Source organism: Streptomyces sp. NPDC093795 (assembly GCF_044764665.1).
Taxonomy (GTDB): domain Bacteria; phylum Actinomycetota; class Actinomycetes; order Streptomycetales; family Streptomycetaceae; genus Streptomyces.
On record NZ_JBIWIO010000001.1, the window covers coordinates 186,048 to 208,399 of the forward strand.

The following is a 22,352-nucleotide window of genomic DNA, read 5'->3' on the forward strand; positions in this document are numbered from 1 at the left end:
GGACACCTCTCTTGTTCCGCCACAGAACTGCGTACGGACGGTTCGTTTGTGTGGTTGCGTACGGGCCGATGCCGGGCCCAGCCGGCGCCCCGTACGGGCCGCGTCCCTAACGGAAGTCGGGCGCGTTCCTACCGGAAGTCGGCCGCGTGGTCGGCGGCCCACTCGTCGAGCGTCCGTGCCGGGTGGCCCGTGACCTCCTCGACCGTCGCCGTGACGTCCGCCGGCACGCCGACGAGCCCCGCCTGGAAGTCGAGGAGCATGTCCGCGAACTCGGCCGGGACCTGATCGCGGATCATCTGCTCGCGTGCGACCTCGGGCGCCAGCTCCTCGTACCGCACCGGGCGTCCGACGGCCGCGCCGATCCGCCGGGCCTGCTCGGCCTGGGTGAGGGACTCCGGTCCGGTCAGCACGTACTTCGCGCCCGCGTGACCGTCCGTCAGGAGCACCCGGGCGGCGACGTCCGCGATGTCCCGCTCGTGGATGGGCGCCATCTCGGCCTCGGCGTACGGCCCGCGCACCACGCCGTCCGCGCGGATCTGCGGCGCCCACTGGAGCGAGTTGACGGCGAACGCGCCGGGGCGGACGAAGGTCCAGTCGAGGCCCGACTGCTCGACCTCGCGCTCGATCTCCTTGTGGTACGCCACGATCGCGTTGTCGGCGCCTTCGGTGCTGTACTCGACGGCCGACGACGAGAGCAGGACGACCCGGCGCACCCCGCGCTCCTTCGCGGCCCGCAGGACCGGGCCCGCCGTGCCCGGCGAGGGGAACAGGAACAGCGCGGAGACGTCCTTCAGGGCGGGTTCCACCGTCTCCGGCCGGGTGAGGTCGCCGCCCACCACCTCGGCCTCCGCGGGCAGGCGGGCCGCCGCGGGGTCGCGGGTCAGGGCGCGTACGGCCGCACCCGCGGCGAGCAGCTGCCCGACTACATGACGACCGACGTTCCCGGTCGCTCCGGTCACCAGAAACACAGACCCTCCAAGGTCTTCGACGACGTCATTCCGCACGTGATCGCTCCGTCAGGCTGGCGTAGCGGCCGGAGTGGAAGATCAACGGCCGCGCGTCGGCGCCGACGGTCCAGTCGACCGCCTCGGCGATCACCAGTTCGTGGTCCCCCGCGACCTGGACCGACCTGATCCGGCAGTCCAGCCAGCCGAGTCCGTCCGCCGCCACCGGGTGTCCCGCGGCGCTCCTGGCCCACTCCCCCACGGCGAAGCGGTCCGCCCCGCGAGCCGCGAAGGTCCGGCAGACCTCTTCCTGCGTGTCGCTGAGGATCGTGATGGCGAAGCCGCCCGTCGCCCGGACCGCCGGCCAGGTCGTCGAGGTCAGCGCGGCGCAGAACGCGATCAGAGGCGGATCGAGCGACACGGAGGTGAAGGAGTTCACCGCCATACCGACCGGTCCGCGGTCCGACTCCGCGGTCACCAGCACCACTCCGGTGCCGAAACATCCCAGTACGTCGCGGAAACTGCGCTGGGTCAACACTGTCGCGCCCCCTGCTCTCTCCTGGGCCTCAGCGGAACCCGTCGGCGTTGTCGCGCGCCCACTGGGCGAACGTCCTCGCCGGCTTCCCCGTGACCTTCTCGACCGTGGGCAGGGCCTGGGTCTCCGTCACGGTCGGGTTGCCGAGGAAGTCGAGCGTGGCGGTCACGATCTCGGCCGGCATGAACGCGGACATCTCCTCGCCGGCCCGCTCCGCGGTGATCTCCTCGTGCCGCAGCTTCCGGCCGATCGCCTCGCCGATCGCCGCCACCTGCTCGACGGGCGTGACGGGCCGGGGGCCGCTGAGCGAGTAGACCGCCCCGGCGTGCCCGTCCTCGGTGAGCGCGGTCCGGGCCACCGCCGCGATGTCACCGGGGTGGATGGCGGGCAGGCCGACCCTCGCGAACGGCGTACGGACGACATCGCCCTGCGCGATCTGGGAGGCCCAGGCGCGGGTGTTGGACGCGAACTGGCCGGGCCGCAGGAACGTCCCTTCGAGGCCGGACGCCTCGATGGCCCGCTCGGCGTCCCGGTGGACCCGGCCGATCAGGGACTCCGGGCGGGTCTCCACGGCCACGCTGGAGAGCAGCACGATCCGCCGTATCCCGGCGCGGGCCGCCTCCTCGACCACCGCGGTCTCGTTCCCCGACATCATGAGGAACAGGGCCTCCACCCCCGAGAACGCCTTGGCCAGCGACTCCGGGTCGGCGAAGTCCCCCGCGACGACGTCGACATCGGCCGGGAGCGCGGCCCGCCCCGGGTTGCGGGAGAGCGCCCGGACGGGCACCCCCTCGGTACGGAGCTGCCGCAGCAGCTCGCCGCCCACGTTGCCCGTGGCTCCGGCTACCAGAATCATGACGTTCCCTTCCGGAACTTGTCGGTGTGGTCGGCGACCCACTGGGCGAAGCTCAGCCCGCGCCTGCCCAGGTACGGGTCGACCGGTGAGATCGCGTGCGGGCGGCCGACCATCGTGGTGAACATCCGCAGCCGTGCCTCCACGGCGTGCGGGGGGATACCGGCCGCGAGCCACTCCTGCCGTGCCTCGTCGTGGCCGAGCTCCGCGAAGCGGACCGGCTCGCCGGTGACCTCGCCGATGATCCGTGCCCGGTCGGCGTAGCTGAGCGTCTCCGGCCCGCTGAACAGCGGTGCCTGGCCGACCAGTTCGTCGGTCAGCAGGGCGCGGGCGGCGACCGCCGCGATGTCGCGCTCATGGACCGGCGCGGTCCACGCGTCCCCGAAGGGGAAGCGGGCGACGCCCTCGGCCCTGATCTGCCCGGCCCACTCCAGGGCGGTCGCGGCGAGCCCTCCGGCGGGCCGCAGGAACGTCCACTCCGCGCCGGTCTCCCGGATCTGGCGCTCCAGCTCCCGGTGTTTCACGGCGATCATGTTCTTGGGGTCGTCGTCCAGGACCGAGTACGACGAGAGGGCGACGATACGGCGGACTCCCGCCGCCTTCATCCGGGCGATCGGCTCCGCGGAGCCGCCCGGGAACGCGGCCATGACGAAGAAGACGGAGTCGACGCCGTCCAGAGGCAGTTCGGCGGTCGCGGCCACCTCCACCCCGGCGGGCAGCCCGGCCGTGGCGGGGTCGCGGCTGAGGGCCCGTACCTTGTGGCCGGCCGCGAGCAGCTCGTCCACGAGCGGCCTGCCGACGTGCCCGGTTGCTCCGGTGATCAGGATCATCGTGGTCTCCTTCAGGCCGGTCCGGCGAGGCCCTGGGTGTAGTCGGCGCCCGCGGGTTCGAACTGCATGACCGCGTGGCTCGCGACCGAGCGCACGTCCCGCCAGAACCGCTGGAGCGGGTGCCCGTCCTCCTGGGCCCTGGTGCCGCCGATCCTCAGCAGCCGGTCGGTCGCGTCGGCGAGCATCTGCAGCGCGAGCGCGAGGTCCCTGCGGTTGCGGCGCGCGAGCGCCGGCGACAGGGCGCCGCCGTCCACGACGGCGGCGGCCCGCTCGATGAGCAGCTGGGCCGCGTCGATCTCTCCGGCGGCCCGGGCGAAGTCCACCTGGTAGGCCTGGCCCGCGCCGGCGCGGGGACCGGTCGGGGCGACCGCCACGAGCTGCGCCGCGACGGCGAGCGCGCCTCGCGCGGCGCCGAGTACGGGGGTGACGAACGTCAGCCCGCTCACGGCGGGGTTCGGCAGCGGGGCGCGGCCCGGGAGGCCCACCGTCGCGCCGCGCATCGCGTCCTCGCGCAGGCAGACGCGGTGCTCGGGCACGAACACGTCGTCCAGGACGAGCGTGTGGCTGCCGGTGCCGCGCATGCCGAGGGAGGACCACGTGTCCTCGAAGGTGTAGTCGCCGCGCGGTACCGCGAAGAGCCGCATCGGCTGTCCGCCGGACTTCGGGCCGGGCGCGGGGCCGGTCAGGAGCGCCCAGTCCGCGTGCTCGACACCGCTGACGTAGCTCCAGGAGCCGGTGAGCCGGTACCCGCCCTCCGTCTCGACGGCCGTGCCCTGCGGCTTGATGACGGCGGCGACGAGTGTGTCGGGGCCGTCGCCCCAGATGTCGGCCTGGCCCTGCTCGGGCAGACAGGCCACGTACCGGGCGGCGTGCGCGGCGAGGCAGGCGAGCCACGCCGTCGAGGAGCACTCCTCGCCGACCTTCGCCACCGCGGCGGTCAGCTCGGTGTAGCCGCGCTCGTCGCCGCCCCAGCGGGCCGGCACCAGCCACCGGGCGAACCCGGCGTCCACCACGGCCCGTATGACGTCCGGGCTCACCCGGCGCTCGGCGTCGGCCTGCGCGGCCTGCGCCCCGGCCAGCTTGGCGACCTCGGCCGTCGTCGCCTCTATCTCCGGTGAAAGTGACATTCCGGTTGTTCCCCTTTTCACGCGCCGTCGAGGACGGGCGGGATGTTGTGGTTGATGCGGAACAGGTTGTGCGGGTCGTACGTGGCCTTCAGCTCGGTCAGCCGCCGGTGGTCCGGCTCGGCGTAGGCCCGCCGGACCCGCTCGGGGTCGGCGTCGTGGTCGAACAGGAAGCCGGGCAGCAGGGCGCCGGTGTCCCACGGCCTCAGCCGCGCGAGGACCTCGTCCGCGGCCCGGCGTACCGTGTCCGCCTCCTCGGCGGGGGCCGGCATCCGCATCCACAGGTGGAAGGCCGCGTCCCTGGCGCCCGCCGCGTGCGGGCGCCGGGGCGGCCGGCTCACCGCCCCGCCCAGGTGGCGCAGTTCGAGCCCCTGGAAGGGCCCTTCGGGCGTCGCCGGGTCGATGAACGAGACCAGCGTTGCGACCGCCGTGTCGTCGAGCTCGGACAGCAGCGCGCTGCGGAAGTGCATGCTGACCGGGTGCTTCGGGTCGTGGTGGATCTCGGTGAGCCGCGCGTACGGCCGGGTGGCGCAGGTGTCCGTCTCGGGGCCGAGCGCGCGCAGTGGTTCCACCAGCCGGGCGCCCCGCTCCTCGTCGCCGGCGTGGACGATGTGGACGAGGACGAACGACCGGCCGCGGTACGGCTCGGGCACCTGCGGCGCGTTCCTGAACCGCAGCAGCGACACCGAGGACGACATCTCGTCCGGCTGGTCCTTGGCCCAGGTCAGGTAGGACCGCATCACGTGCGCCGCGTGCGCGGGGTCCTCACCCGGGTAGAAGAGTTCGCCCGCGAAGACGCTCCGCAGCGGCACCAGGTCGATCTCGGCGGCGGTCACCACGCCGAAGTTGCTCCGGCCGCCCCGTACCGCCCAGAACAGGTCGGGGTCCTGGGTCGGTGACACGGTGCGGATGCGGCCGTCGGCCGTGACCAGGTCCATGGAGCGCACGTGGTCGGCGGCGAAGCCGTGCGTACGGCAGGTCAGCGGCAGTCCGCCGCCGGTCAGGAAGCCCATCACGCCGACCTCGGCCGAGGAGCCGCAGAGTGGCGCGAGGCCGTGCTCCGCGGCGGCGGCGGCCACCTCGCCCCAGCGCAGCCCCGCCCCGATCCGGGCGGTCCCGGCCCGGGCGTCGACCGAGAGCTCGCGCAGTCCGCCGGTCGCGACGAACACGGCGCCGTCGGCGGGTACGGACCTGCCGTGCCCGGTCGACTCCACCGCGACCGGCAGGTTCGCCGTGGCGGCGAACCGGACGGCGGCGGCCACGTCGTCGGCGTCGGCGGCGACCACCACCGCGGCCGGGCGGTGCCCGACGGTGAGCAGCCAGCCGGAGCTGGCCTCCTCGAAGCCGTGGTCCCCGGGGTGGAGCGCCCGGCCGCGGATCGCCGCGCCGAGGCTCACGACGCCGTGCCAGACGGCCGGTTCGTCGGCGATTCGCTCACCGGCGAACTCGGCCGTGGTCGCGTGCACGAGCACGCCGTCGGGGGTACGGATCCGGGCGGTGCCGGTCCCGGTGTGCGCCGACTGCTCGAAGCGGGCCTCGACATGGGCCTCCACCTGCCCGGCGTGGCCGCTCGCCGGGGTGTAGGTCTCGACGAGGTCGTACGAGAAGTGCCCCTGGTCCCGCCCGGCGGCCCAGGTCCCGGTGCCCACGGTGACCCCCGTACGCAGCGCGATCGTCCCGTCCGGCGCGAAGGAGATGACGTACGGGTCGCTCTGGTCGTCGTGGCAGACGAAACCGGCCCAGACCCCGACGGGGGTCTGGGCCGGGCCGGCCACGGAGTCCGTGTCCGGCATGTCAGCTCTCCACCTTCTCCAGCTTCTCCAGAGGCTTCTGCGCGGGCTTCCCCGTCTGGTCCGGCTGGTCCGGCTGGTCCGTCCCGTCCGCATCGGCGGCCGGGGGCGGGCCGGGCATCCGGGCGTTGCGCAGCAGGACCGCGGCCCCCGCGGCGAGGAGCACGGCGAGCACCGCGCCGACGATCGCGGTCGTCTGCATGCCCTGTACGAAGGAGTCCCGGGCCACCGCGAGGAGGCGGTCGGCGAGCTCGGTGGGGAGCCCGCGGGCGGTGTCCACCGCGGCGCCGAGCGTGTCCTTCGCCGCGTCGGCGTCCTGTGCGGACAGCCCCTCGGGGAGCCGGTCGGCCAGGTCGGACCGGTACACGGCGAAGCCGACGCTGCCGATCAGGGCCACGCCCAGCGCACTGCCGAGTTCGGGGCCGACCGAGGCCAGCGCGGACGCGGCACCGGCCCGCTCGGGCGGGGCCGCTCCGACGATGAGGCCGGTGCCGAGCGAGATCATCGGGCCGAGCCCGAGACCGATGACGGCCGTCCCGCCCACCGCGAGGAACAGGTCGGAGGGGCCACTGACTCGGCTCAGCATCAGCATGCCGAGGGCGGAGACGACCAGGCCGCCGGCGAGCAGATTGCTGAGCTTGACGCGCCCGGCGAGCGCCGGTCCGCCCATGGCGCCGACCATCACGCCGAGGGTGATCGGCAGCGACCAGAGCCCGGCCTGGACCGGCTCGAGACCCCGTACGAGCTGGAGGTACTGCATGACGAGGAACTGCAGCCCGGCGGAGAGCAGGGTGGCGAGCACCAGCATGCCCAGGGCCGTACCGAACAGGCTGTCGCGGAACAGCTTGAGGTCCACCAGGGGCTGCGTCAGGCGGCCCTGGCGGTGCACGAACAGCGCGGCGAGGACCAGTCCGGCCACGATCGGGACGCCCGACTCCAGGCCGAGGCCGTCCTCGGCGATCCGCTTGACGCCGTAGATCAGGGCGAGCATGCCGACGACGGACAGGACGGCGCTGAGGAGGTCCGGACGCGCGACCGAGCGGTCACGGTACTCGGGCAGCAGGATCGGGCCGAGGACGAGCAGCAGCACCATCACGGGAACACCGATGAGGAAGACCGCGCCCCACCAGAAGAGCTCCAGGAAGGTCCCGCCGACCAGCGGGCCGATCACCGTGCCGAGGCCGAAGAAGCCGGTCCACGCGCCGATGGCGGCGCCCTGCTGCTTCGGGTCCTGGAACATGACCCGGATCAGGGAGAGGGTGGACGGCATCAGCGTGGCGCCCGCGATGCCGAGCAGCGCGCGGGCGGCGATGAGCATCGTCGGGTTGGCGGCGAACGCCGAGAGTACCGAGGCCACACCGAAGGCGACCGCGCCGATCATCAGCAGCCGCCGGCGGCCGATCCTGTCCCCGATCGCGCCCATGGGGATGAGGAAGCCGGCGATGAGGAAGCCGTAGACGTCCACGATCCACAGCAACTCGGTGTTGCCGGGCCGCAGGTCGGCGGTGAGGGTGGGCAGTGCCAGATGCAGGACCGTCAGGTCCATGGCGATGAGGATGGTGGGCAGGGCGAGGACCGCGAGCCCCAGCCACTCCCTACGGGTCGCCCGGGGCGGTAACCCCGCGTCTACCTCGTCTACCTCGGTACTCACAGAACTACTCCTTGCGTTGTGACGGGACGAGGGAACCGTAGAACCTCAAGTCGAGTTGAGGTCAAGTGGTGTTCGGGGTCAGCGGACGTCGTGCCAGTCGGCGAGCAGCCCCGAGGCGCGCGCCTCCCGCACGCGGGGCGCCTTCGCGTCCTTCTCCGACATCAGCGGCGACTCGCTGAACCCCCAGGGAAGCGCCAGATCGGGATCGAGGGGGTCGATGTCGATCTGCGTGCCCGGTACGTACAGGGTGGAGACCACGTAACAGATGCAGGTGTCGTCGGTGAGCGTCAGGAACCCGTGGCCGACGCCCTCCGGCACGTACACCGCCCGCCCCGACTCGGCGTCGAGCAGGGTCTCGTGGTGCTCCCCGAAGGTCGGTGAGCCGACCCGCAGGTCGACGACGATGTCGCGGGCCGCCCCCCGCACGCACGTCACGTACTTGGCCTGCCCGGGCGGCACCGCGACCCCGTGGAGGCCGCGCAGCGTGTTGCGCGCGGAGGTCGAGTAGTTGATCTGCGCCGGCCGGAACGGACGGCCCACCGCGTCCTCGACGAGGTCGTGGCGGAAGGACTCGAAGAACACACCCCGCGCGTCGGGGATCTGGTCCGGGGTGAACACGAACGCGCCGGGAACCCGCGTCTCGACCACACGCATCGCCCGTCAACCCCGCTCGCGGTACTGAGCGGTCAGCCGCTCCAGAACCGGTACGAGTTCGCCCGGCCCGGGTGCGGCCGTGATGTCCGCGTGGACGGCGGCCGCCCCCTCCTGGAACGACGGCTCCGTCAACAGCCGGGAGAGCTGCTTGCCCACCTCGGCCGCGGTGAGGCCGTCGGCGTGGAGGGTCACGCCCGCTCCCCTGGCCTCCAGGTAGCGGGTGCTGTTCAGCCCGCTGCCCAGATCTTCCCGCACGATCATCTGGGGCACCCGGTGGACCGCTGCGGCGAAGAACGTGCCGAAGCCGCCGTGGTGGACGACCGCGGAGCAGGTCGGCATCACCTGGGTCAGCGGGAGGTAGTCCACGATCCGCACGTTGTCGGGGACGGCGAGATCCGTGCCCAGCTGGGCCGCGTTGACCGTGGCGACCACCTCGACGTCCATCCCGGCGACCGCCTCGAAGGCGGCCGCGACCCGCTCGTCCCGGCCGTCGTGGACCGTACGCCCGGTGACGCCCAGCGTCAGACAGACCCGGGGCCGGGCCGGCGGCCGCGCCAGCCAGTCGGGGACCGGACCCGCGCCGGTGTACGGCACCCAGCGCATCGGGACCCGGCGCAGACCGTCCGGCCTCGGCAGCTGCGAGGGCAGCGGGTCGACGGTGAAGTCGCCGAGCAGCAGCTCGTCGGAGAATTCGTGACCGAACCGCCCGAAGACCGGCGCCAGCGTCGCCGCCAGCGGATCCGTGTCCGCGCGCACCCCGGAGGCGGGGTCGGCCATGCGCTCGGCCAGGCGCCCGCGGATCCAGCCGAAGTAGTCGGGGCCCCACATCATCCGCGCCGACGCGGCCCCGCACTCGCGGGCCGCGACCGCGCCCGCCGGGCACGCCGGATCCCAGATCACCAGGTCGGGCCGCCAGCTCCGGGCGGCCTCGACCAGACGGTCGGCGAGCTCCGGCCGCCCCTCGCCGTCCGGGTGGTACCGCTTGCACGCGGCCACCAGGTAGTAACGGGTCGCCCGCCAGAGCTCGTCGAAGTCGGAGCCGGCCTCAAAACCGAGCGCGTCGCTGAAGCGGTCCAGCTCCTCGTCGGTGATCGGCTCGGGCGGCGAGGTGCGCTCACCGAGCCCCACCGCCGTGAGCCCGGCCGCGGTGATCTCCTCGACGAGGCCGTCGTTGCTGGCCACCCGCACCTCATGTCCGGCGCTCTGCAGCGCCCATGCCAGCGGGACGCTGGGGTACAGGTGAGCGGTCAGCGGTGCGACCGCGAAAAGAATCCGCATGTGAATGCCCTCAGCTGTCTGCCTGTCGCGAATGCGGGGAACAGAAAAGAAAAAGAAAAAAGGCGATCGATATTCTCAGCCCGGTGAATCGGCACAGTGCTGAGGAAGTTACTGAACAGCTTCTTCGACGAAGCGGAGGAAGTCAATGCCACTTTCTCAAAGCAGCGACAGGCCTGAGTCAGAGAATTGACAAGTCTCCTGGACCGCGTACCCGCGGAAGAACGACGGAAGAACAGCCGAGGAACGGCCGGAAGGAACGACCGGAAGACAAAAGCGGGCACGACCCGAAGGCCGTGCCCACTTGTACTGCTGGTCGCTCGTACCGCTGGCCCCTCCTAGCCCCGGGAGGCCCGGCCGCCCACCCGCGCTCCGAGACACCGCAGGACGTCCTCCTCGTGGTAGAAGGTGCGCCCCTTGCCCGTGCGCCGTCGCCACTGCTGTTCGCTGGCGTGGCGGTAGACGCTGCCCGAGGCGATCCCCCAGAGCAGGGAGATGTCCCGGGCACTGAGCCATCGCACGGTCCGTGGCGCCGGAACCGCAGTTAGGGCCGGCCCCTCCGCCGCGGAAGCGCCGCCGCTGAGCGCCATCCACTCCTGCGCGGACCAGCGGTGCGCGGGAACGGCGGAGCAGCTGATCTCGACCGGAGGATCGGCCCGGCCGTCCCGCACGACGGCCGTGAGCCCACCCTCGCAGTCCGCCACGACGCACGTCCCGACGCTCATCCCCCGGCCGGGGGACGGGTCGACCACGTACCGCGCCCGGCGAACCGCTCGCGCGACCTCCTCGCACAGCTCGCCCGCGGCGTCGTGGGCGGCGAGCCATCCGGCGTGCCGGATCAGGAACGCGACGACGTCGGCCACGGCGTCCCGGGGCGCGGCCACGACCCGCTCGCCGACGACAAGACCCGCCCAGGACCGCAGCACACCGACGATGACGGAGCGGGCCTCGGCGGCGGCGGTGTTGAAGGGCAGCCCGGGCGCGCACCCGCCACCGGACGTACGCTCGCGCGGCCGGTCGGCACCACCGAGAAGCAGCCCGCACTCGTCGTAAAGCCGCGGCAGCCGCCGCAGCCCGCCGACAAGCGCGAGAACACACCCCGAACAGAGCCGCGCCCCCACGACGACACTCCCCCGCCGCCCACTCCCGCCACGACAGGCGAACCCCTCACATTCCACGAGTCCGGCCACCGCGTAAGGCGCTCGTGTCGTGTCGTATCCGCGTGCCATATCGCCCCCGTCTCGAGTGACACGAACGTATTTCGCGCAGCCGACACGAGGCAAGGAAAGACCCGGTTCCATGTCAATCCTCTGTAGCGCACCTTCCCTTTCCCTGAGGGAACTGTCCTCCGTGTGTCACCCACCACCCGCGTCAGTTGTCTCACCCGTGCCGGACACCACACCGGACGGGCTCTCCGCCTCCCCCGAGGTGCGCGGCGTGGGGATCGCGGACATCGGCGAACCCACCGGAGGCGCCTCACCCGCCGGTATGCCGCCCGGCGCCTCCCGCTGCGGGAGGCAGACCTCGAGCCGCCGCAGCTGCGCCTCGTCGAGGTCCAGCGAACGAAGCGGGCCGAGGACCGCTTCAGCGCCCTGGCCGTCGAACGTCTCGGCGGTGCCGTCGGTGTAATGCTCCAGCCACTCGATCGACCAGTCCGCAACCCGACGCGTCTCGGCCACCGAGAGATCCTCCAGCGCGAGCAGGGATCTGAGGAGGAAGCGGGACCGCCATTCCGGCATGCGGCGCTCCAGCCACGCGAGCGACCAGGAGATCGTCTTCGTGCGCTGCGCCAGCGTGAGGTCTGTACGCCTCAGGCGGGACTCCAGAACAAAGTTGACGTCGAACGCGGTGGGGTCCGCCGACACCCGGGTGACCACCAGCGATTCGACCGTCGCGGCCTGTTCGGCCGGCAGGTCCGAGCGCTCGGCGAGGACGGCCAGCATGCGCCAGGTCTTCGCCGTCTCCTGCTGGGAGATCCACCGTAGTCCGCAGTCGGCCAGCCTCCCGGTCTGGTCCTGGCTCAGGTCCGTCCGGCCGAACAGCGATCGCAGCGTGCGGCGCAACTGCGGTGAATGGCTGTGGCTCTCCAGCCAGGCGATACCGGCGTCCAGTAGTCCGTCGAGGTCAGCTCCCCCGATCCGGTCGTGTGTGGCGAGCCCGGCCACGATGTGCCGCGCCGCACGGCTGGTCCTGTGGGCCCTCAGCCAGCCCATCGCCTGCGGAAAAACCCACTCCCACTCGTCATCCGCCAGGTCGTCCCGGGCCAGCAGGGGCTCAAGGACGAAGCCCGCCTCCTTCATCGAGTGATGCAGGGTGAGCCACGTGCGGGCGAACGTGACGGTGTCCCGCACCCGCTCCGCCACGAGGCCGGTGCACCTGAGCAGTCGCTCCAAAACGAAACTGGCCTGGGGCTCGGACCCGCAGTACCGCAGCCAACCGAGGGCCAGAAGGGCGCTGTCGTCCAGCTGCGCCTCATCCAGACCAGCGTGGGAAAGGAGCAACTCCAGCACATGCCGGGCACGAGGTTGCTCCCCGTACCTCAGGAGCCACTTCAGGCTGTACGCCACCACGGCGTCGAGGTGCCCGTCCGACATCTCGGGTGTCCTGAGCAGCCGCTGGATCACGTGCGTGGCGGTGACGTCCGCCCCGTGCTCCTCCAGCCAGTCCAGGGCCGAGGTGACGGCTCTACGGGTGAGTTCCCCCGCCGACTCGGAATGCTGCAGCATGGGATGCTCAAGGACGGCGGTCAGGACAGAGAGCGCCTCCACCTGCGTGGCGTTCTCCTCAAGCCACTCCACCCCTGAGACGAGCGCCCGCAGCTTCTCCTCGTCTGTACGCAGGGTGCGGCCCGAGAGCGACTTCTGGAGCTGCTGAGCCTCCATCTGGGTGCCGGTGTTCCGCCGCTCCCAGACCTCGGAGAAGGCGATGGCCTGTGCACGTTGCTCGGGCGAAAGTTCGGGCCGCCCGAGCAGCTCCGGCAGAAGGCGATCGGTCCCGGGTCCCGGGCAGTGCCGCCCCAGCCACGTCAGGCCCTCCTGTACGCCGGTTGCGGCCTCCTGCGCTGTGAGGTCGTCGCGTGCGAGGAGGGCACCGAGCAGGTAGCCCGCGCTCCTCCGCTCCCGGTGCTGCTCCAGCCATTGGGCGGTGCGGCGGGCGGCGAACCGTACCGGGTCGGACGGGAGGCCGGCCCGGAGGAGAAGCTGCCGCAGAACGCGATCGGCCGTGTCGTCGAGGCCGTGGATGCGCAGCCAGGAGATCGCCGAGACGACAGCCTGGTCCGCCTGCTCGTCGGTGAGGTCGGATCGGGCCAGCAGGCCAGGCAGGACATAACTGGCGTCCTTGGCCTCCTTGTGCTGCGACAGCCATTCGTTGGCGAAGGTGGCGGCCCGACGGGCCTCGTAGGCGGGAATGTCCTCCCGCTTGAGCAGGTGCTGCAGGACATACCCTGCCGATTCCCTGTGTCCGTGCAGTTCCAGCCAGGACGTCGCCTGCCCTATGGCCAGTCGAGCCTGCTCGTCGGTGAGATCGAGCCGGGTCAGCATCCTGGGCAGGATGAAACTGGCGGCTGCCTCGGTCGCGTGGGCGTCCAGCCAGCGGCCACCGAATCCGACCACGAGATCTCGTTCCTCGGGGTGGAGGTCGTCGCGCTCGAGCAGCCGACCGATCAGGAAGTCGCCGTGCTTCTCCGTCGCGTAGGCCTCCAGCCACCGGCCTGCGGCCCCGACCACGAGATCTCGCTCCTCGGGGTGGAGGTCGTCGTGCTCGAGCAGCCGACCGATCAGGTAGTCGGCGTCCGTCTCCGTCGCGTGGGACGTCAGCCACCCGACCGCATGGGTGATCGCCTGCCGGATCTGCGGCTTGCTCGCTCCGTGCATGCCCAGTACCGGGTGCAGGATCCAGTTGGCGCGCTGGCTGTCCCAGTGGTGCTCCAGCCACTCGAGCGCCAGCGTGACGGCGTAACGGAGCTCCTCGCGCGGTAGGTCGGGGTGGTTCACCAGCGCGAGCAGGACCTTCGACGAGATCTCGAAGGTGATGTGGCGCCCCACCCAGTCGTACGCTTCCGCGATCGCGCGGCGCACTTCGTCGTCGGTCAGGTCCTTCCGGCCCAGGAGGGGATGCAGAACCAGTCCGGTCTGCCGCGCGGCCCTCGATCGTTCGCACCACCGCAGAGCCGCGGGGACGGCCTTCCTCGCCTGCTGGACGGTGAGGTCGCCGCGGGCGACCAGGGCGCTCAGGACGAAGTGGGCTCCCTGGGACTGACCGTGGAGATTCACCCAGCCGACCGCGTTCTCGAGGGACGGGCTCAGTTCGGCCGGCAGGTCCGTTCTGCTGAGCAGCGGGCCCAGGACATAGCTGGCATCCTGCCGCCAGCCGTACGCCTCCAGCCAGCGCAGTGCCGCCGGGACGAGCAGGGCCGCGCTGTCGGCAGGCAGATGCGACAGGCCGCTGTGGAGGAGGTGACGGGCATCTGTCGTGTCGCCGTACTCCTCGAGCCAGGGGCCGGCGATCTCCTGCCAGTTCCGTACCGCGGCCTGCGACCAGGGCGGCCCGTGGACGAGCGCCCCGAGGGCGTAACCGCCCGCGTCGGCGTCGCGCCGCATGACATCGCCGATGGCCGAGGAGTTGTCCGCGAACCAGCGGTCCAGCAGCTCCGACACGGAGGCCAGGGGCTGGGGCGCCAGGTCGTTCATCAACCGGGCGAGGTTCGTCGCGTAGCGCCCGAGCGTCCGGGGGCTGGTGAGAGAGCCGCTCAGCAGCGACAAGGTCCTCCGCCGGTCCGGTCTGCGGGAACCAGGGGGGAAGATCACCGACTCGACAAGCTGGTCGCAGACGATGTCGTGGGCGGTGGTCACCATGTCGGTCTGGTCTTCGCGCTGCAACCAGCCCAGGTCGAGCAGGGTTTCCACCACCTCCTCCGCCTCCAGCGTGCCCTCGGAGGCCTCGGGCAGCGACGCCTGGGCGGTCGCGACCACCTCGGCGTACACCTGCGGACAGGCGGCCGCCGCGGCCGCGGCGGCCGAGACCCGATGGAAGGCGGTCCCTCCCTGGCGGGTCCCCTTGCTCTGCATGACAGCGAGGTCGTCCTCCCCCAGCCGGCTTCGGAGCCAGGTGGACAGGTCACCACTCGCCCGCAGACCGGACAGGTCCCGCAGGCCGCCGGTCGTCACCCGACGCTCCACCTCACGGGCGACAAGCAGCGCGATGATGGGACGGTGGCCGCAGATCTCCCACATCCGGTCCAGGCCGAACCGGTCGATGGCCGTGGGCGCCATTCTGGTCAGCGCCTGCTCCGCCACCAGCCGCTGGAATTCCTCGTCCTGCCGCAGATCGACCTCGTCGAAGAGCTCGTACAGGTGGAGCTGGTTCATTTTGCGCAACCACCCGGGCCGAGCCGTGGCGAGCAGGGCGACCTTGATCCCCTTGCGGCGCGCCTCCGGCAGGAGGCTGTGCCGGAGTGTGGTCAGGTCGAGCCGGGGGTTGTCGTCGTCCTGCACGAAGTAGTGGTTGAGATAGTCCATGACCACCAGGGCCGGGGTGTCCTCGGCCAGCACCTGGCGGATGATCTCGGCGGTGACGTCCTCCTTTCCGCTGGGACGCAGATGCAGCACACGCCACTCCTTGTCCAGCGCCAGCCGTCCCACCTCGAGGACCGTCCGGGTCTTACCGGTGCCGGCCGCACCGATCAGCAGGACGCCCCGGCCGTCGGACTCGCGAAGGCGGCGGAACAACCGTGACCGCTCGGTCTCGTGCTCCTTCCCCGGGGACACGTAGGGAAGACATTCGGGGGTGAGGTTCCGCTCGAATGCACCGAGCCCCGCGACGTAACGCTCCTGGGCGATCACGGGAAGCAGCGGATCGGGACCGGGAGACGACGCCTGGTCCGCGACCCCGGCCCCGGACGTGGCCGCGGGCTTCTCACCGGTATAGGCCCGATTGCGGGCGAGCGGGATCTGGTCGCCCTCGCCGAGGCAGGCGATGCGGGGCTCGGGCACCCGCTTCTTGTCCACCACCCGGCCCTTCAGCCTGGTCCTGAGGACCTGGAGGACATCACCGGTCAGGAGGTGGCTCTGTTCCTCGCCCCTGCGCCCCTTGTTGTCCAGAGGCCCCGTGATGCCCTCCTGGAGTACGTCCACCAGAGCGCGGGTGAACACGCTGCCGTCCGGGAGGCAGAGCGACTCCTCGGTCTCCGCGGCCGAGGTGAGGACACAGGCCCCCTCGATGGCGAACGCCTCACCCTCGTCCGCCGGGTCCCCGCCGCCCATGCGTAAGGCGAACCCGCTGTGGCAGCAGTCGATGATGACGACCTTGTGCCGTGCCCGGGAGTCCACGACCTGCGCCCTGAGCTGGCTGTACTCGACCGAGTAGAAGGGGTGCAGATCGCTGGACTTCTGCGTGGCAAGGAGCAGGTCCTGCATGTCCCGGGAGTAGTGACCGTGCCCGGCGAAGTAGATGAGAAGCAGGTCGGAGGCCTCGGTGGCGGCGGCGTGGACGGCCCCGAGAAAATCGGTCCGCGTGCTGCCGGCGGAAAGGACGTTGCAGTCCCCCCTGCCGAGCGCCTCCATCTCGGGGTCCGTCAACTGGTCGAGCAGTGCGGGGATGTTCTTGGCGACTCCTTCGAGCTTGGGGAACTCCTCGTAGTCATGGACGCCGAAGAAGACTGCCCGGGAGCATGGGCCCGACCGGTCGGTCATGACTGGGCGGCGTCGTCGCCCGCCTCTCCGGCCTCCAGGCGGCGCAGCAGCTCCGCCAACTGCTCCGCATCGAGATGGCTGATGTCGACCGTCGTGCCCCCGAAGGTCAGCGTGCGCGCGCCCCGGGTCCCGCCCCTGGCGCGTGCGAGCCGCCAGCCGGCGTAGCCCACCGCGAAGTTCGCGATGTCGCCGACGGATCCCAGAACGATTTCCAACGCGTCCAGCGTGCCCATGGTGGGCCCGGGCGTGGAGACGGGGGTGACGGACAGCCTCCGCGCATTCGGATCCCGAGCCAGCCACCCCTGAAGCTCCGTCAAAGCCAGCTTCTCGCCGTCACTTTCGATGCGAACGCGCATCATGGGACCCCCTCGTCCGTGTGTGAGCAGACGACGATGCTAAGGGACCGACCCACCGACACTCGACCGAAAGCACGGGACTCCTGCACGGATAGGTGGCACAGCCCACGCCACCCTCACCGGCGGCCGAGTACCGGACCGTCTTCCGGCTCGAGGCTCGGACAGAGCTTCAGAACATCCGGCACCATCCAGAGCGGTGACGCCGAAGGGGTCGGCTCCCGGAGGAGCCGACCCCTTCTGACCTGCCACGCTCGACGAGAGCATTTAACGCCGGTGACGGGACTGCTACACGTTGAAGCGGAACTCCACCACGTCGCCGTCCTGCATGACGTACTCCTTGCCCTCCATGCGGGCCTTGCCGGCTGCGCGGGCGTCGGCTACCGAGCCTGTTTCGACGAGGTCGGCGAAGGAGATGACCTCGGCCTTGATGAAGCCCTTCTGGAAGTCGGTGTGGATGACACCGGCCGCCTCGGGGGCCGTCGCGCCCTGCTTGATCGTCCAGGCGCGGGATTCCTTCGGGCCGGCCGTCAGGTAGGTCTGGAGGCCGAGGGTGGCGAAGCCGACGCGGGCGAGGGTGGCCAGGCCCGGCTCCTCGGCGCCGACGGACTGGAGGAGCTCCATGGCGTCCTCCTCGTCCAGCTCGGCGAGGTCCTGCTCCAGCTTGGCGTTGAGGAAGATCGCCTCCGCCGGGGCGACGAGGGCGCTCTGCTCGGCCTTGAACGCGTCGTCCGTCAGTTCGTCCTCGTCCACGTTGAACACGTAGAGGAACGGCTTGGTGGTGAGGAGGTGGAGGTCGTGGAGGAGCTCCGTCTTCTCCGTGCCCTGCACGATGCCCTGCGAGAAGAGGGTGTCGCCGCGCTCCAGGATCGCCTGGGCGGCCTCGACCGCCGCGACCTTCGGCGCCGTGTCCTTCTTGATCCGCATCTCCTTCTGGAGGCGCGGGAGGACCTTCTCGATCGTCTGGAGGTCCGCGAGGATCAGCTCCGTGTTGATCGTCTCGATGTCGTCCTTCGGCGAGACCTTGCCGTCGACGTGTACGACGTTCTCGTCCTTGAAGGCGCGGATGACCTGGCAGATGGCGTCCGACTCGCGGATGTTCGCCAGGAACTTGTTGCCGAGGCCCTCACCCTCGCTCGCGCCGCGCACGATGCCCGCGATGTCGACGAAGTCGACCGTCGCCGGGAGGACGCGCTGGGAGCTGAAGATCTCCGCGAGCTTGGTGAGGCGGGCGTCGGGGACGCCGACGACGCCGACGTTGGGCTCGATCGTGGCGAACGGGTAGTTGGCCGCCAGCACGTCGTTCTTGGTCAGGGCGTTGAACAGGGTCGACTTGCCGACATTCGGCAGACCGACGATTCCGATCGTGAGCGACACGGTGGCGACTTCCTGAAGTGTGGACGGGGGGCCGATCCCCCAGTTTACGGGCGGGCCGAACCGGCCAGTGACGCCGACCTTCGGTCGTTCTCGGGGGCAAGGTCACCCAAAGGGCGTGTCCCGGACCCGCTTCCCGCCCCCTCCCGACCTACGTTGGTGGGGTGGAGCAGCACAGGACAAGTCAGCCGCAAGGCCGCCGACGGCCGCAAAACCCCGTCGCGCCGCCCGTCACGCCCCCCGGCGCGCTCGTGGAGGGTGCGGCCGTCCACCGCGTGAACGGACGGGCCCGGCGGGCTCCCGGCGACGCCCGCGTCGAGCCCGCCGGCGCCGCGGGGCCGGCGGGCAAGGGCGCCGGCCGCGCGCCCGGCGGCCGGCCGCCCGGTGCCGAGCCCGGCGGCCGGCCCGTGCCGCCCGTCGTGCTCGCCCTCCGGCGGCTTCCCTCGCCCCGGCTCACCGGGCTCGGCGCCGGGCTCTTCGCCTCCGCCGTCATGCTGACGCTCGGCTTCCTCGACCGGCTGCTCCTCGACGGCTCCCCGGTCGTGTACGGGTTGCTGTTCCTGCCGGTCAGCGCCCTGACCGCGCTGTGGGTCCGTACCGCCGACCTCGTCACCGCCCCGATCGGCGTCCCCATCGCCTTCGCCGTCGGCGTCGTCCCCATCGCGGGCGGCTCCGGCGGCCTCGGCGGTCAGGCCATGGCGGTCGTGACCGCCCTCGCCGTCCACGCCGGCTGGTTGTACGGCGGCACCCTCGTCGCCGGGCTCATCGCGAGCGTACGGAAGGTGCGGGAGATGGGTCGGCGGGAGCACGCGCGCGCGATGGCCCCGGTGGACAAAGAGACGCCGGGCGCCGGGACCGGTGCGGCCGGCGGGAGGGGCGGAGCCGCCCGCCGCCGTCCCGTCGTCTGACCCGTACGTTCCTCCCGTACGGGCCCTCCCTCGCCTCCGCTCAGGACGTACGCCGCCCTCCGGCCCCCCTCATACCGCCCCCGCCGCCATCCCCGCCCCCACGATCCCCGCGTCGTTCTGCAGTTCCGCCGGGACGATCTCCGCGCGGATGCCTTCGATCAGGGGCAGGAACTTGTCCGCCTTCCGGCTCACCCCGCCGCCGATGATGAAGAGCTCCGGCGAGAACAGCATCTCCACGTGCGCGAGGTACTTCCTTACGCGGCGCGTCGCCCAGTGTTCCCAGGTGAGGTCCTCGTCCTCCTTGGCCTTCGTCGACGCCCTGGTCTCCGCGTCGTGGCCCTTGAGTTCCAGGTGGCCCAGTTCCGTGTTGGGGACGAGGCGGCCGTCGACGAAGAGGGCCGAGCCGATGCCCGTGCCCAGGGTCAGCATGATCACGGTGCCCTTGCGGCCCCGGCCCGCGCCGTAGGTCATCTCCGCGACCCCGGCCGCGTCCGCGTCGTTGAGGACGGTCACCGGGAGGCCGCCGAGGCGGTCGCTCAGGAGGGTGCCGGCGTCGACGTCGATCCATGACGGGTCGACGTTCGCCGCCGTCCGGATCACCGAGCCCGTGACCACGCCCGGGAAGGTCACCCCCACCGGTCCTGTCCACCCGAAGTGCCCCACGACCTCCGCGACGCAGCCCGCCACACCGTCGGGTGTGGCGGGCTGCGGGGTCAGTACCTTGTGGCGCTCCTCGGTGAGCGCTCCGCGCTCCAGGTCCACAGGGGCGCCCTTGATGCCCGAGCCGCCGATGTCCACTCCGAAGACGTTCATGGACTTACGGTAAGGGCTGTGGCGCGGTGTTACTCCTTGACAGGCGCAGCCGCGAGAAGCTTCGCCGCCTCGGCCCGCAGGTCCTTGTTGCGGAGCTCCTTGGGCAGCGAGAAGGTGAGGGACTCGTCGGCCGTCTTGACGATCTCCACGTCCGCGTAGCCGCGCTCCGCGAGCCACTCCAGAACTTCCTGCACCAGGACGTCCGGGACGGAGGCGCCGGAGGAGAGGCCGACGCTGGTCACGCCCTCCAGCCAGGCCTCGTCGATCTCGCTCGCGAAGTCGACGAGGTACGCGGCGGGGACACCGGCCTGCTTGGCGACCTCGACCATGCGGATCGAGTTCGAGGAGTTCCTCGAGCCGACGACGATGACAAGCTCGGCCTGGCCGGCGAGCTCCTTGATGGCGATCTGGCGGTTCTGCGTGGCGTAGCAGATGTCGTCGGACGGCGGGGAGATCAGCTGCGGGAACTTCTCCTTCAGCGCGTCGACCGTCTCCATCGTCTCGTCGACGGAGAGCGTGGTCTGGGAGAGCCAGACGACACGGGACGGGTCGCGGACCTCGATCTTGGCCACGTCGCCCGGGCCGTCGACCAGCTGGATGTGGTCGGGGGCCTCGCCGGAGGTGCCGATGACCTCCTCGTGGCCCTCGTGGCCGATGAGGAGGATGTCGAAGTCGTCGTTGGCGAAGCGGACGGCTTCCTTGTGGACCTTGGTGACAAGCGGGCAGGTCGCGTCGATGGTCTTGAGCTGACCCTCGCGGGCCTCCTCGTGGACGGACGGGGCGACGCCGTGCGCGGAGAACATCACGATGTTGCCCGGCGGCACCTCGGTCGCCTGGTCGACGAAGATGGCGCCCTTCCGCTCCAGGGTCTGGACGACGTACTTGTTGTGGACGATCTCGTGCCGGACGTAGATCGGCGCCCCGTACTGCTCCAGGGCCTTCTCCACGGCGATCACGGCACGGTCCACGCCCGCGCAGTAGCCGCGGGGTGCGGCGAGCAGGACACGCTTCGGACGGTTCGTCGCGGGGGCGGACTCGGGCGTCGGCGCGGGCGTTGCAGTCATGCGTCCCATCGTAAGGCCGCGTCGGTGAGCGGTTTGATCGGTGCCGTGGCCGAAACTGTCGCCATGGCCGAGGAATCGCAGGTGGCGGGGCGCGGGGGAGATCCGGGGCGCGGGGAACACGCGGGGCGCGGGGACCATACGGCGCTTCGTCGGAATCTCGGGTTCCGCGACCTGGTCGTCTACGGCCTGCTCTTCATCGCCCCCATGGCGCCCGTCGGCGTCTTCGGCACGCTCGACGCCAAGTCCGGCGGCGCGGTCGCACTCGTGTACGTCGTGGCCACCGTCGCCATGGCGTTCACGGCGTTCAGTTACGCGCAGATGGTACGGGTCGCCCCGCAGGCCGGTTCCGTCTTCACGTACGCGCGTAAAGGCCTCGGAGAAGGGCCGGGTTTCATCGCCGGCTGGATGGCGATGCTCGACTACCTGCTCATCCCCGCCGTCGCCTACCTCTTCGCGGGCATCGCGATGGAGGCCCTCGTGCCGGAGGTGGACCGGTGGGTGTGGACCGGGATCGCGGTCGTCGTCACCACGCTGCTCAACCTGTGGGGCGTACGGGCCGCGGCCCGGGTCGGCTTCGCCGTGCTCGCGATGGAGATCATCGTGCTGCTCGTCTTCGTGGTCTCGGCCGTGGTGGTGCTCGTACGGGACGGGGCACAGCGCGACTGGTGGTCGCCGCTCACCGGTGACGTGACGTTCTCCCTCGCGGCGGTGGTGGGCGCGGTGTCGGTGGCCGTCCTCTCCTACCTGGGCTTCGACGCGATCGCCTCCTTCGCGGAGGAGGTCACGGGCGGCTCGGCGAAGGTGGCGCGGGCGGTGCTGTTCTGCCTGGCCCTCGCGGGTGTCCTCTTCGTGGCGCAGGCCTGGCTGGTCGCGCTCCTCGAACCGGTCTCCTCCGCCGACCTCGCGGCGGATCCCGGGAAGCAGGGCTCGGCCTTCTACGACGCCGTGGAGACCTCGGTCGGCAGCTGGCTGCACGACCTCGTGGCCGTGTCCAAGGCAATCGGCGCGGCTTTCGCGGCGCTCGCCGGGCAGGCGGCCGGGGGCCGGCTCCTCTTCGCGATGGGCCGCGACCGGCGCCTGCCGCACGTGCTCGCCCGGACGGACGGCGGCGTGCCCCGGGTGGCGCTGCTCGTGGCCGCGACGGTGACGATGATCGCGGCGGTGTGGGCGGCCCGCCGGGACGACGGCCTCGACCATCTGGTGTCGGTCGTCGACGTCGGCGCCCTGACCGCCTTCGTCCTGCTGCACGCGAGCGTGGTGGGCTGGTTCGCGGTACGGAGGGCGGAGGGGCCGCCGCACTGGCTGAAGCACGTCGTCCTTCCGGTGCTCGGCGCACTGATCCTGATCGCGGTCATCGTCGAGGCCTCGGCCGCGGCGCAGGTGGTGGGTGTGGTGTGGCTGGGGGTGGGCTTGGTGGTGCTCGCCGTGCAGGGCGCGACGCGGACACCGGTGGAGCGGTAGGGGCGCGGACCTCAGTGCGCCGCCGGTCGCG

Annotated in this window: 17 protein-coding genes; 2 read left to right on the top strand and 15 right to left on the bottom strand. The window is 71.5% G+C overall.

The features are described 5' to 3' along the window. Positions 1 to 128: 128 nt before the first annotated feature. From ACIRB7_RS00830 to ychF, 13 genes are all read right to left on the bottom strand, one after another. Complete coding sequence (locus ACIRB7_RS00830; protein ID WP_403590434.1) at positions 129 to 959, bottom strand: SDR family oxidoreductase; 831 nt, start codon at positions 957 to 959, stop codon at positions 129 to 131. A gap of 34 nt (positions 960 to 993) precedes the next feature. Then, positions 994 to 1,482 (bottom strand): flavin reductase family protein, encoded by a 489-nt coding sequence (locus ACIRB7_RS00835; protein ID WP_351217188.1) that lies wholly within the window; start codon positions 1,480 to 1,482, stop codon positions 994 to 996. Between the two features lie 28 nt (positions 1,483 to 1,510). After that, a complete protein-coding gene (locus ACIRB7_RS00840) occupies positions 1,511 to 2,335 on the bottom strand; it encodes an SDR family oxidoreductase (protein WP_403590436.1) in 825 nt (274 codons plus the stop codon). After that, on the bottom strand, positions 2,332 to 3,162 hold the full coding sequence (locus tag ACIRB7_RS00845; RefSeq protein ID WP_403590439.1) for an SDR family oxidoreductase: 831 nt from the start codon (positions 3,160 to 3,162) through the stop codon (positions 2,332 to 2,334). The genes ACIRB7_RS00840 and ACIRB7_RS00845 overlap by 4 nt, the downstream gene beginning before the upstream one ends. 11 nt (positions 3,163 to 3,173) lie before the next feature. Beyond that, positions 3,174 to 4,289 (bottom strand): acyl-CoA dehydrogenase family protein, encoded by a 1,116-nt coding sequence (locus ACIRB7_RS00850; protein WP_403590442.1) that lies wholly within the window; start codon positions 4,287 to 4,289, stop codon positions 3,174 to 3,176. Between the two features lie 17 nt (positions 4,290 to 4,306). Further along, on the bottom strand, positions 4,307 to 6,079 hold the full coding sequence (locus tag ACIRB7_RS00855) for an FAD-binding oxidoreductase (protein WP_403590445.1): 1,773 nt from the start codon (positions 6,077 to 6,079) through the stop codon (positions 4,307 to 4,309). Position 6,080: 1 nt separating this feature from the next. Then, a complete protein-coding gene (locus tag ACIRB7_RS00860) occupies positions 6,081 to 7,727 on the bottom strand; it encodes an MFS transporter (protein WP_403590448.1) in 1,647 nt (548 codons plus the stop codon). Between the two features lie 78 nt (positions 7,728 to 7,805). Continuing rightward, positions 7,806 to 8,381 (bottom strand): dTDP-4-dehydrorhamnose 3,5-epimerase family protein, encoded by a 576-nt coding sequence (locus ACIRB7_RS00865; protein WP_403590451.1) that lies wholly within the window; start codon positions 8,379 to 8,381, stop codon positions 7,806 to 7,808. Positions 8,382 to 8,387: 6 nt separating this feature from the next. Further along, positions 8,388 to 9,659, bottom strand: coding sequence for a nucleotide disphospho-sugar-binding domain-containing protein (locus ACIRB7_RS00870; protein WP_403590454.1), 1,272 nt, complete (start codon positions 9,657 to 9,659; stop codon positions 8,388 to 8,390). 335 nt (positions 9,660 to 9,994) lie between these two features. After that, on the bottom strand, positions 9,995 to 10,777 hold the full coding sequence (locus ACIRB7_RS00875) for a hypothetical protein (protein WP_403590457.1): 783 nt from the start codon (positions 10,775 to 10,777) through the stop codon (positions 9,995 to 9,997). A 234-nt stretch (positions 10,778 to 11,011) separates the two neighbouring features. Further along, entirely contained in the window at positions 11,012 to 16,348 is a 5,337-nt protein-coding gene (locus ACIRB7_RS00880; RefSeq protein WP_403590460.1) for a caspase family protein, read from the bottom strand. Next, positions 16,345 to 16,704: a hypothetical protein gene (locus tag ACIRB7_RS00885; protein ID WP_403590463.1), complete on the bottom strand. Its 360-nt coding sequence runs from the start codon at positions 16,702 to 16,704 to the stop codon at positions 16,345 to 16,347. Before ACIRB7_RS00885 ends, ACIRB7_RS00880 begins: the two co-directional genes overlap by 4 nt. 285 nt (positions 16,705 to 16,989) lie before the next feature. Further along, a complete protein-coding gene (gene ychF / locus ACIRB7_RS00890) occupies positions 16,990 to 18,078 on the bottom strand; it encodes a redox-regulated ATPase YchF (RefSeq protein ID WP_403590465.1) in 1,089 nt (362 codons plus the stop codon). A 404-nt stretch (positions 18,079 to 18,482) separates the two neighbouring features. On the opposite strand from ychF, the gene ACIRB7_RS00895 reads away from it, so the two are divergent. Continuing rightward, positions 18,483 to 18,983, top strand: a complete 501-nt coding sequence (locus ACIRB7_RS00895) for a DUF6542 domain-containing protein (protein ID WP_403592421.1) — start codon at positions 18,483 to 18,485, stop codon at positions 18,981 to 18,983. Positions 18,984 to 19,052: 69 nt separating this feature from the next. On the opposite strand, the gene ppgK is transcribed toward ACIRB7_RS00895, so the two are convergent. Next, positions 19,053 to 19,796 carry a polyphosphate--glucose phosphotransferase gene (gene ppgK / locus ACIRB7_RS00900; protein ID WP_403590467.1) on the bottom strand — a complete coding sequence of 248 codons (744 nt, stop codon included), beginning with the start codon at positions 19,794 to 19,796 and terminating at the stop codon, positions 19,053 to 19,055. Positions 19,797 to 19,825: 29 nt separating this feature from the next. Beyond that, the gene (locus ACIRB7_RS00905; protein ID WP_403590470.1) at positions 19,826 to 20,869 is read right to left on the bottom strand and encodes a 4-hydroxy-3-methylbut-2-enyl diphosphate reductase; all 1,044 of its coding nucleotides are present in this window, start codon (positions 20,867 to 20,869) and stop codon (positions 19,826 to 19,828) included. 54 nt (positions 20,870 to 20,923) lie between these two features. Here ACIRB7_RS00905 and ACIRB7_RS00910 point away from each other — a divergent pair, with 54 nt between their 5' ends. Beyond that, positions 20,924 to 22,321: an APC family permease gene (locus ACIRB7_RS00910; RefSeq protein WP_403590473.1), complete on the top strand. Its 1,398-nt coding sequence runs from the start codon at positions 20,924 to 20,926 to the stop codon at positions 22,319 to 22,321. The last annotated feature ends 31 nt before the right edge of the window (positions 22,322 to 22,352 follow it).

Coding starts and splice junctions, on each gene's coding strand:
- ACIRB7_RS00840 (WP_403590436.1), bottom strand. CDS start 2,335: ATGATTCTGGTAGCCGGAGCCACGGGCAACGTGGGCGGCGAGCTGCTG.
- ACIRB7_RS00845 (WP_403590439.1), bottom strand. CDS start 3,162: ATGATCCTGATCACCGGAGCAACCGGGCACGTCGGCAGGCCGCTCGTG.
- ACIRB7_RS00850 (WP_403590442.1), bottom strand. CDS start 4,289: ATGTCACTTTCACCGGAGATAGAGGCGACGACGGCCGAGGTCGCCAAG.
- ACIRB7_RS00855 (WP_403590445.1), bottom strand. CDS start 6,079: ATGCCGGACACGGACTCCGTGGCCGGCCCGGCCCAGACCCCCGTCGGG.
- ACIRB7_RS00865 (WP_403590451.1), bottom strand. CDS start 8,381: ATGCGTGTGGTCGAGACGCGGGTTCCCGGCGCGTTCGTGTTCACCCCG.
- ACIRB7_RS00870 (WP_403590454.1), bottom strand. CDS start 9,659: ATGCGGATTCTTTTCGCGGTCGCACCGCTGACCGCTCACCTGTACCCC.
- ACIRB7_RS00880 (WP_403590460.1), bottom strand. CDS start 16,348: ATGACCGACCGGTCGGGCCCATGCTCCCGGGCAGTCTTCTTCGGCGTC.
- ACIRB7_RS00885 (WP_403590463.1), bottom strand. CDS start 16,704: ATGCGCGTTCGCATCGAAAGTGACGGCGAGAAGCTGGCTTTGACGGAG.
- ppgK (WP_403590467.1), bottom strand. CDS start 19,796: ATGAACGTCTTCGGAGTGGACATCGGCGGCTCGGGCATCAAGGGCGCC.
- ACIRB7_RS00905 (WP_403590470.1), bottom strand. CDS start 20,869: ATGGGACGCATGACTGCAACGCCCGCGCCGACGCCCGAGTCCGCCCCC.
- ACIRB7_RS00910 (WP_403590473.1), top strand. CDS start 20,924: ATGGCCGAGGAATCGCAGGTGGCGGGGCGCGGGGGAGATCCGGGGCGC.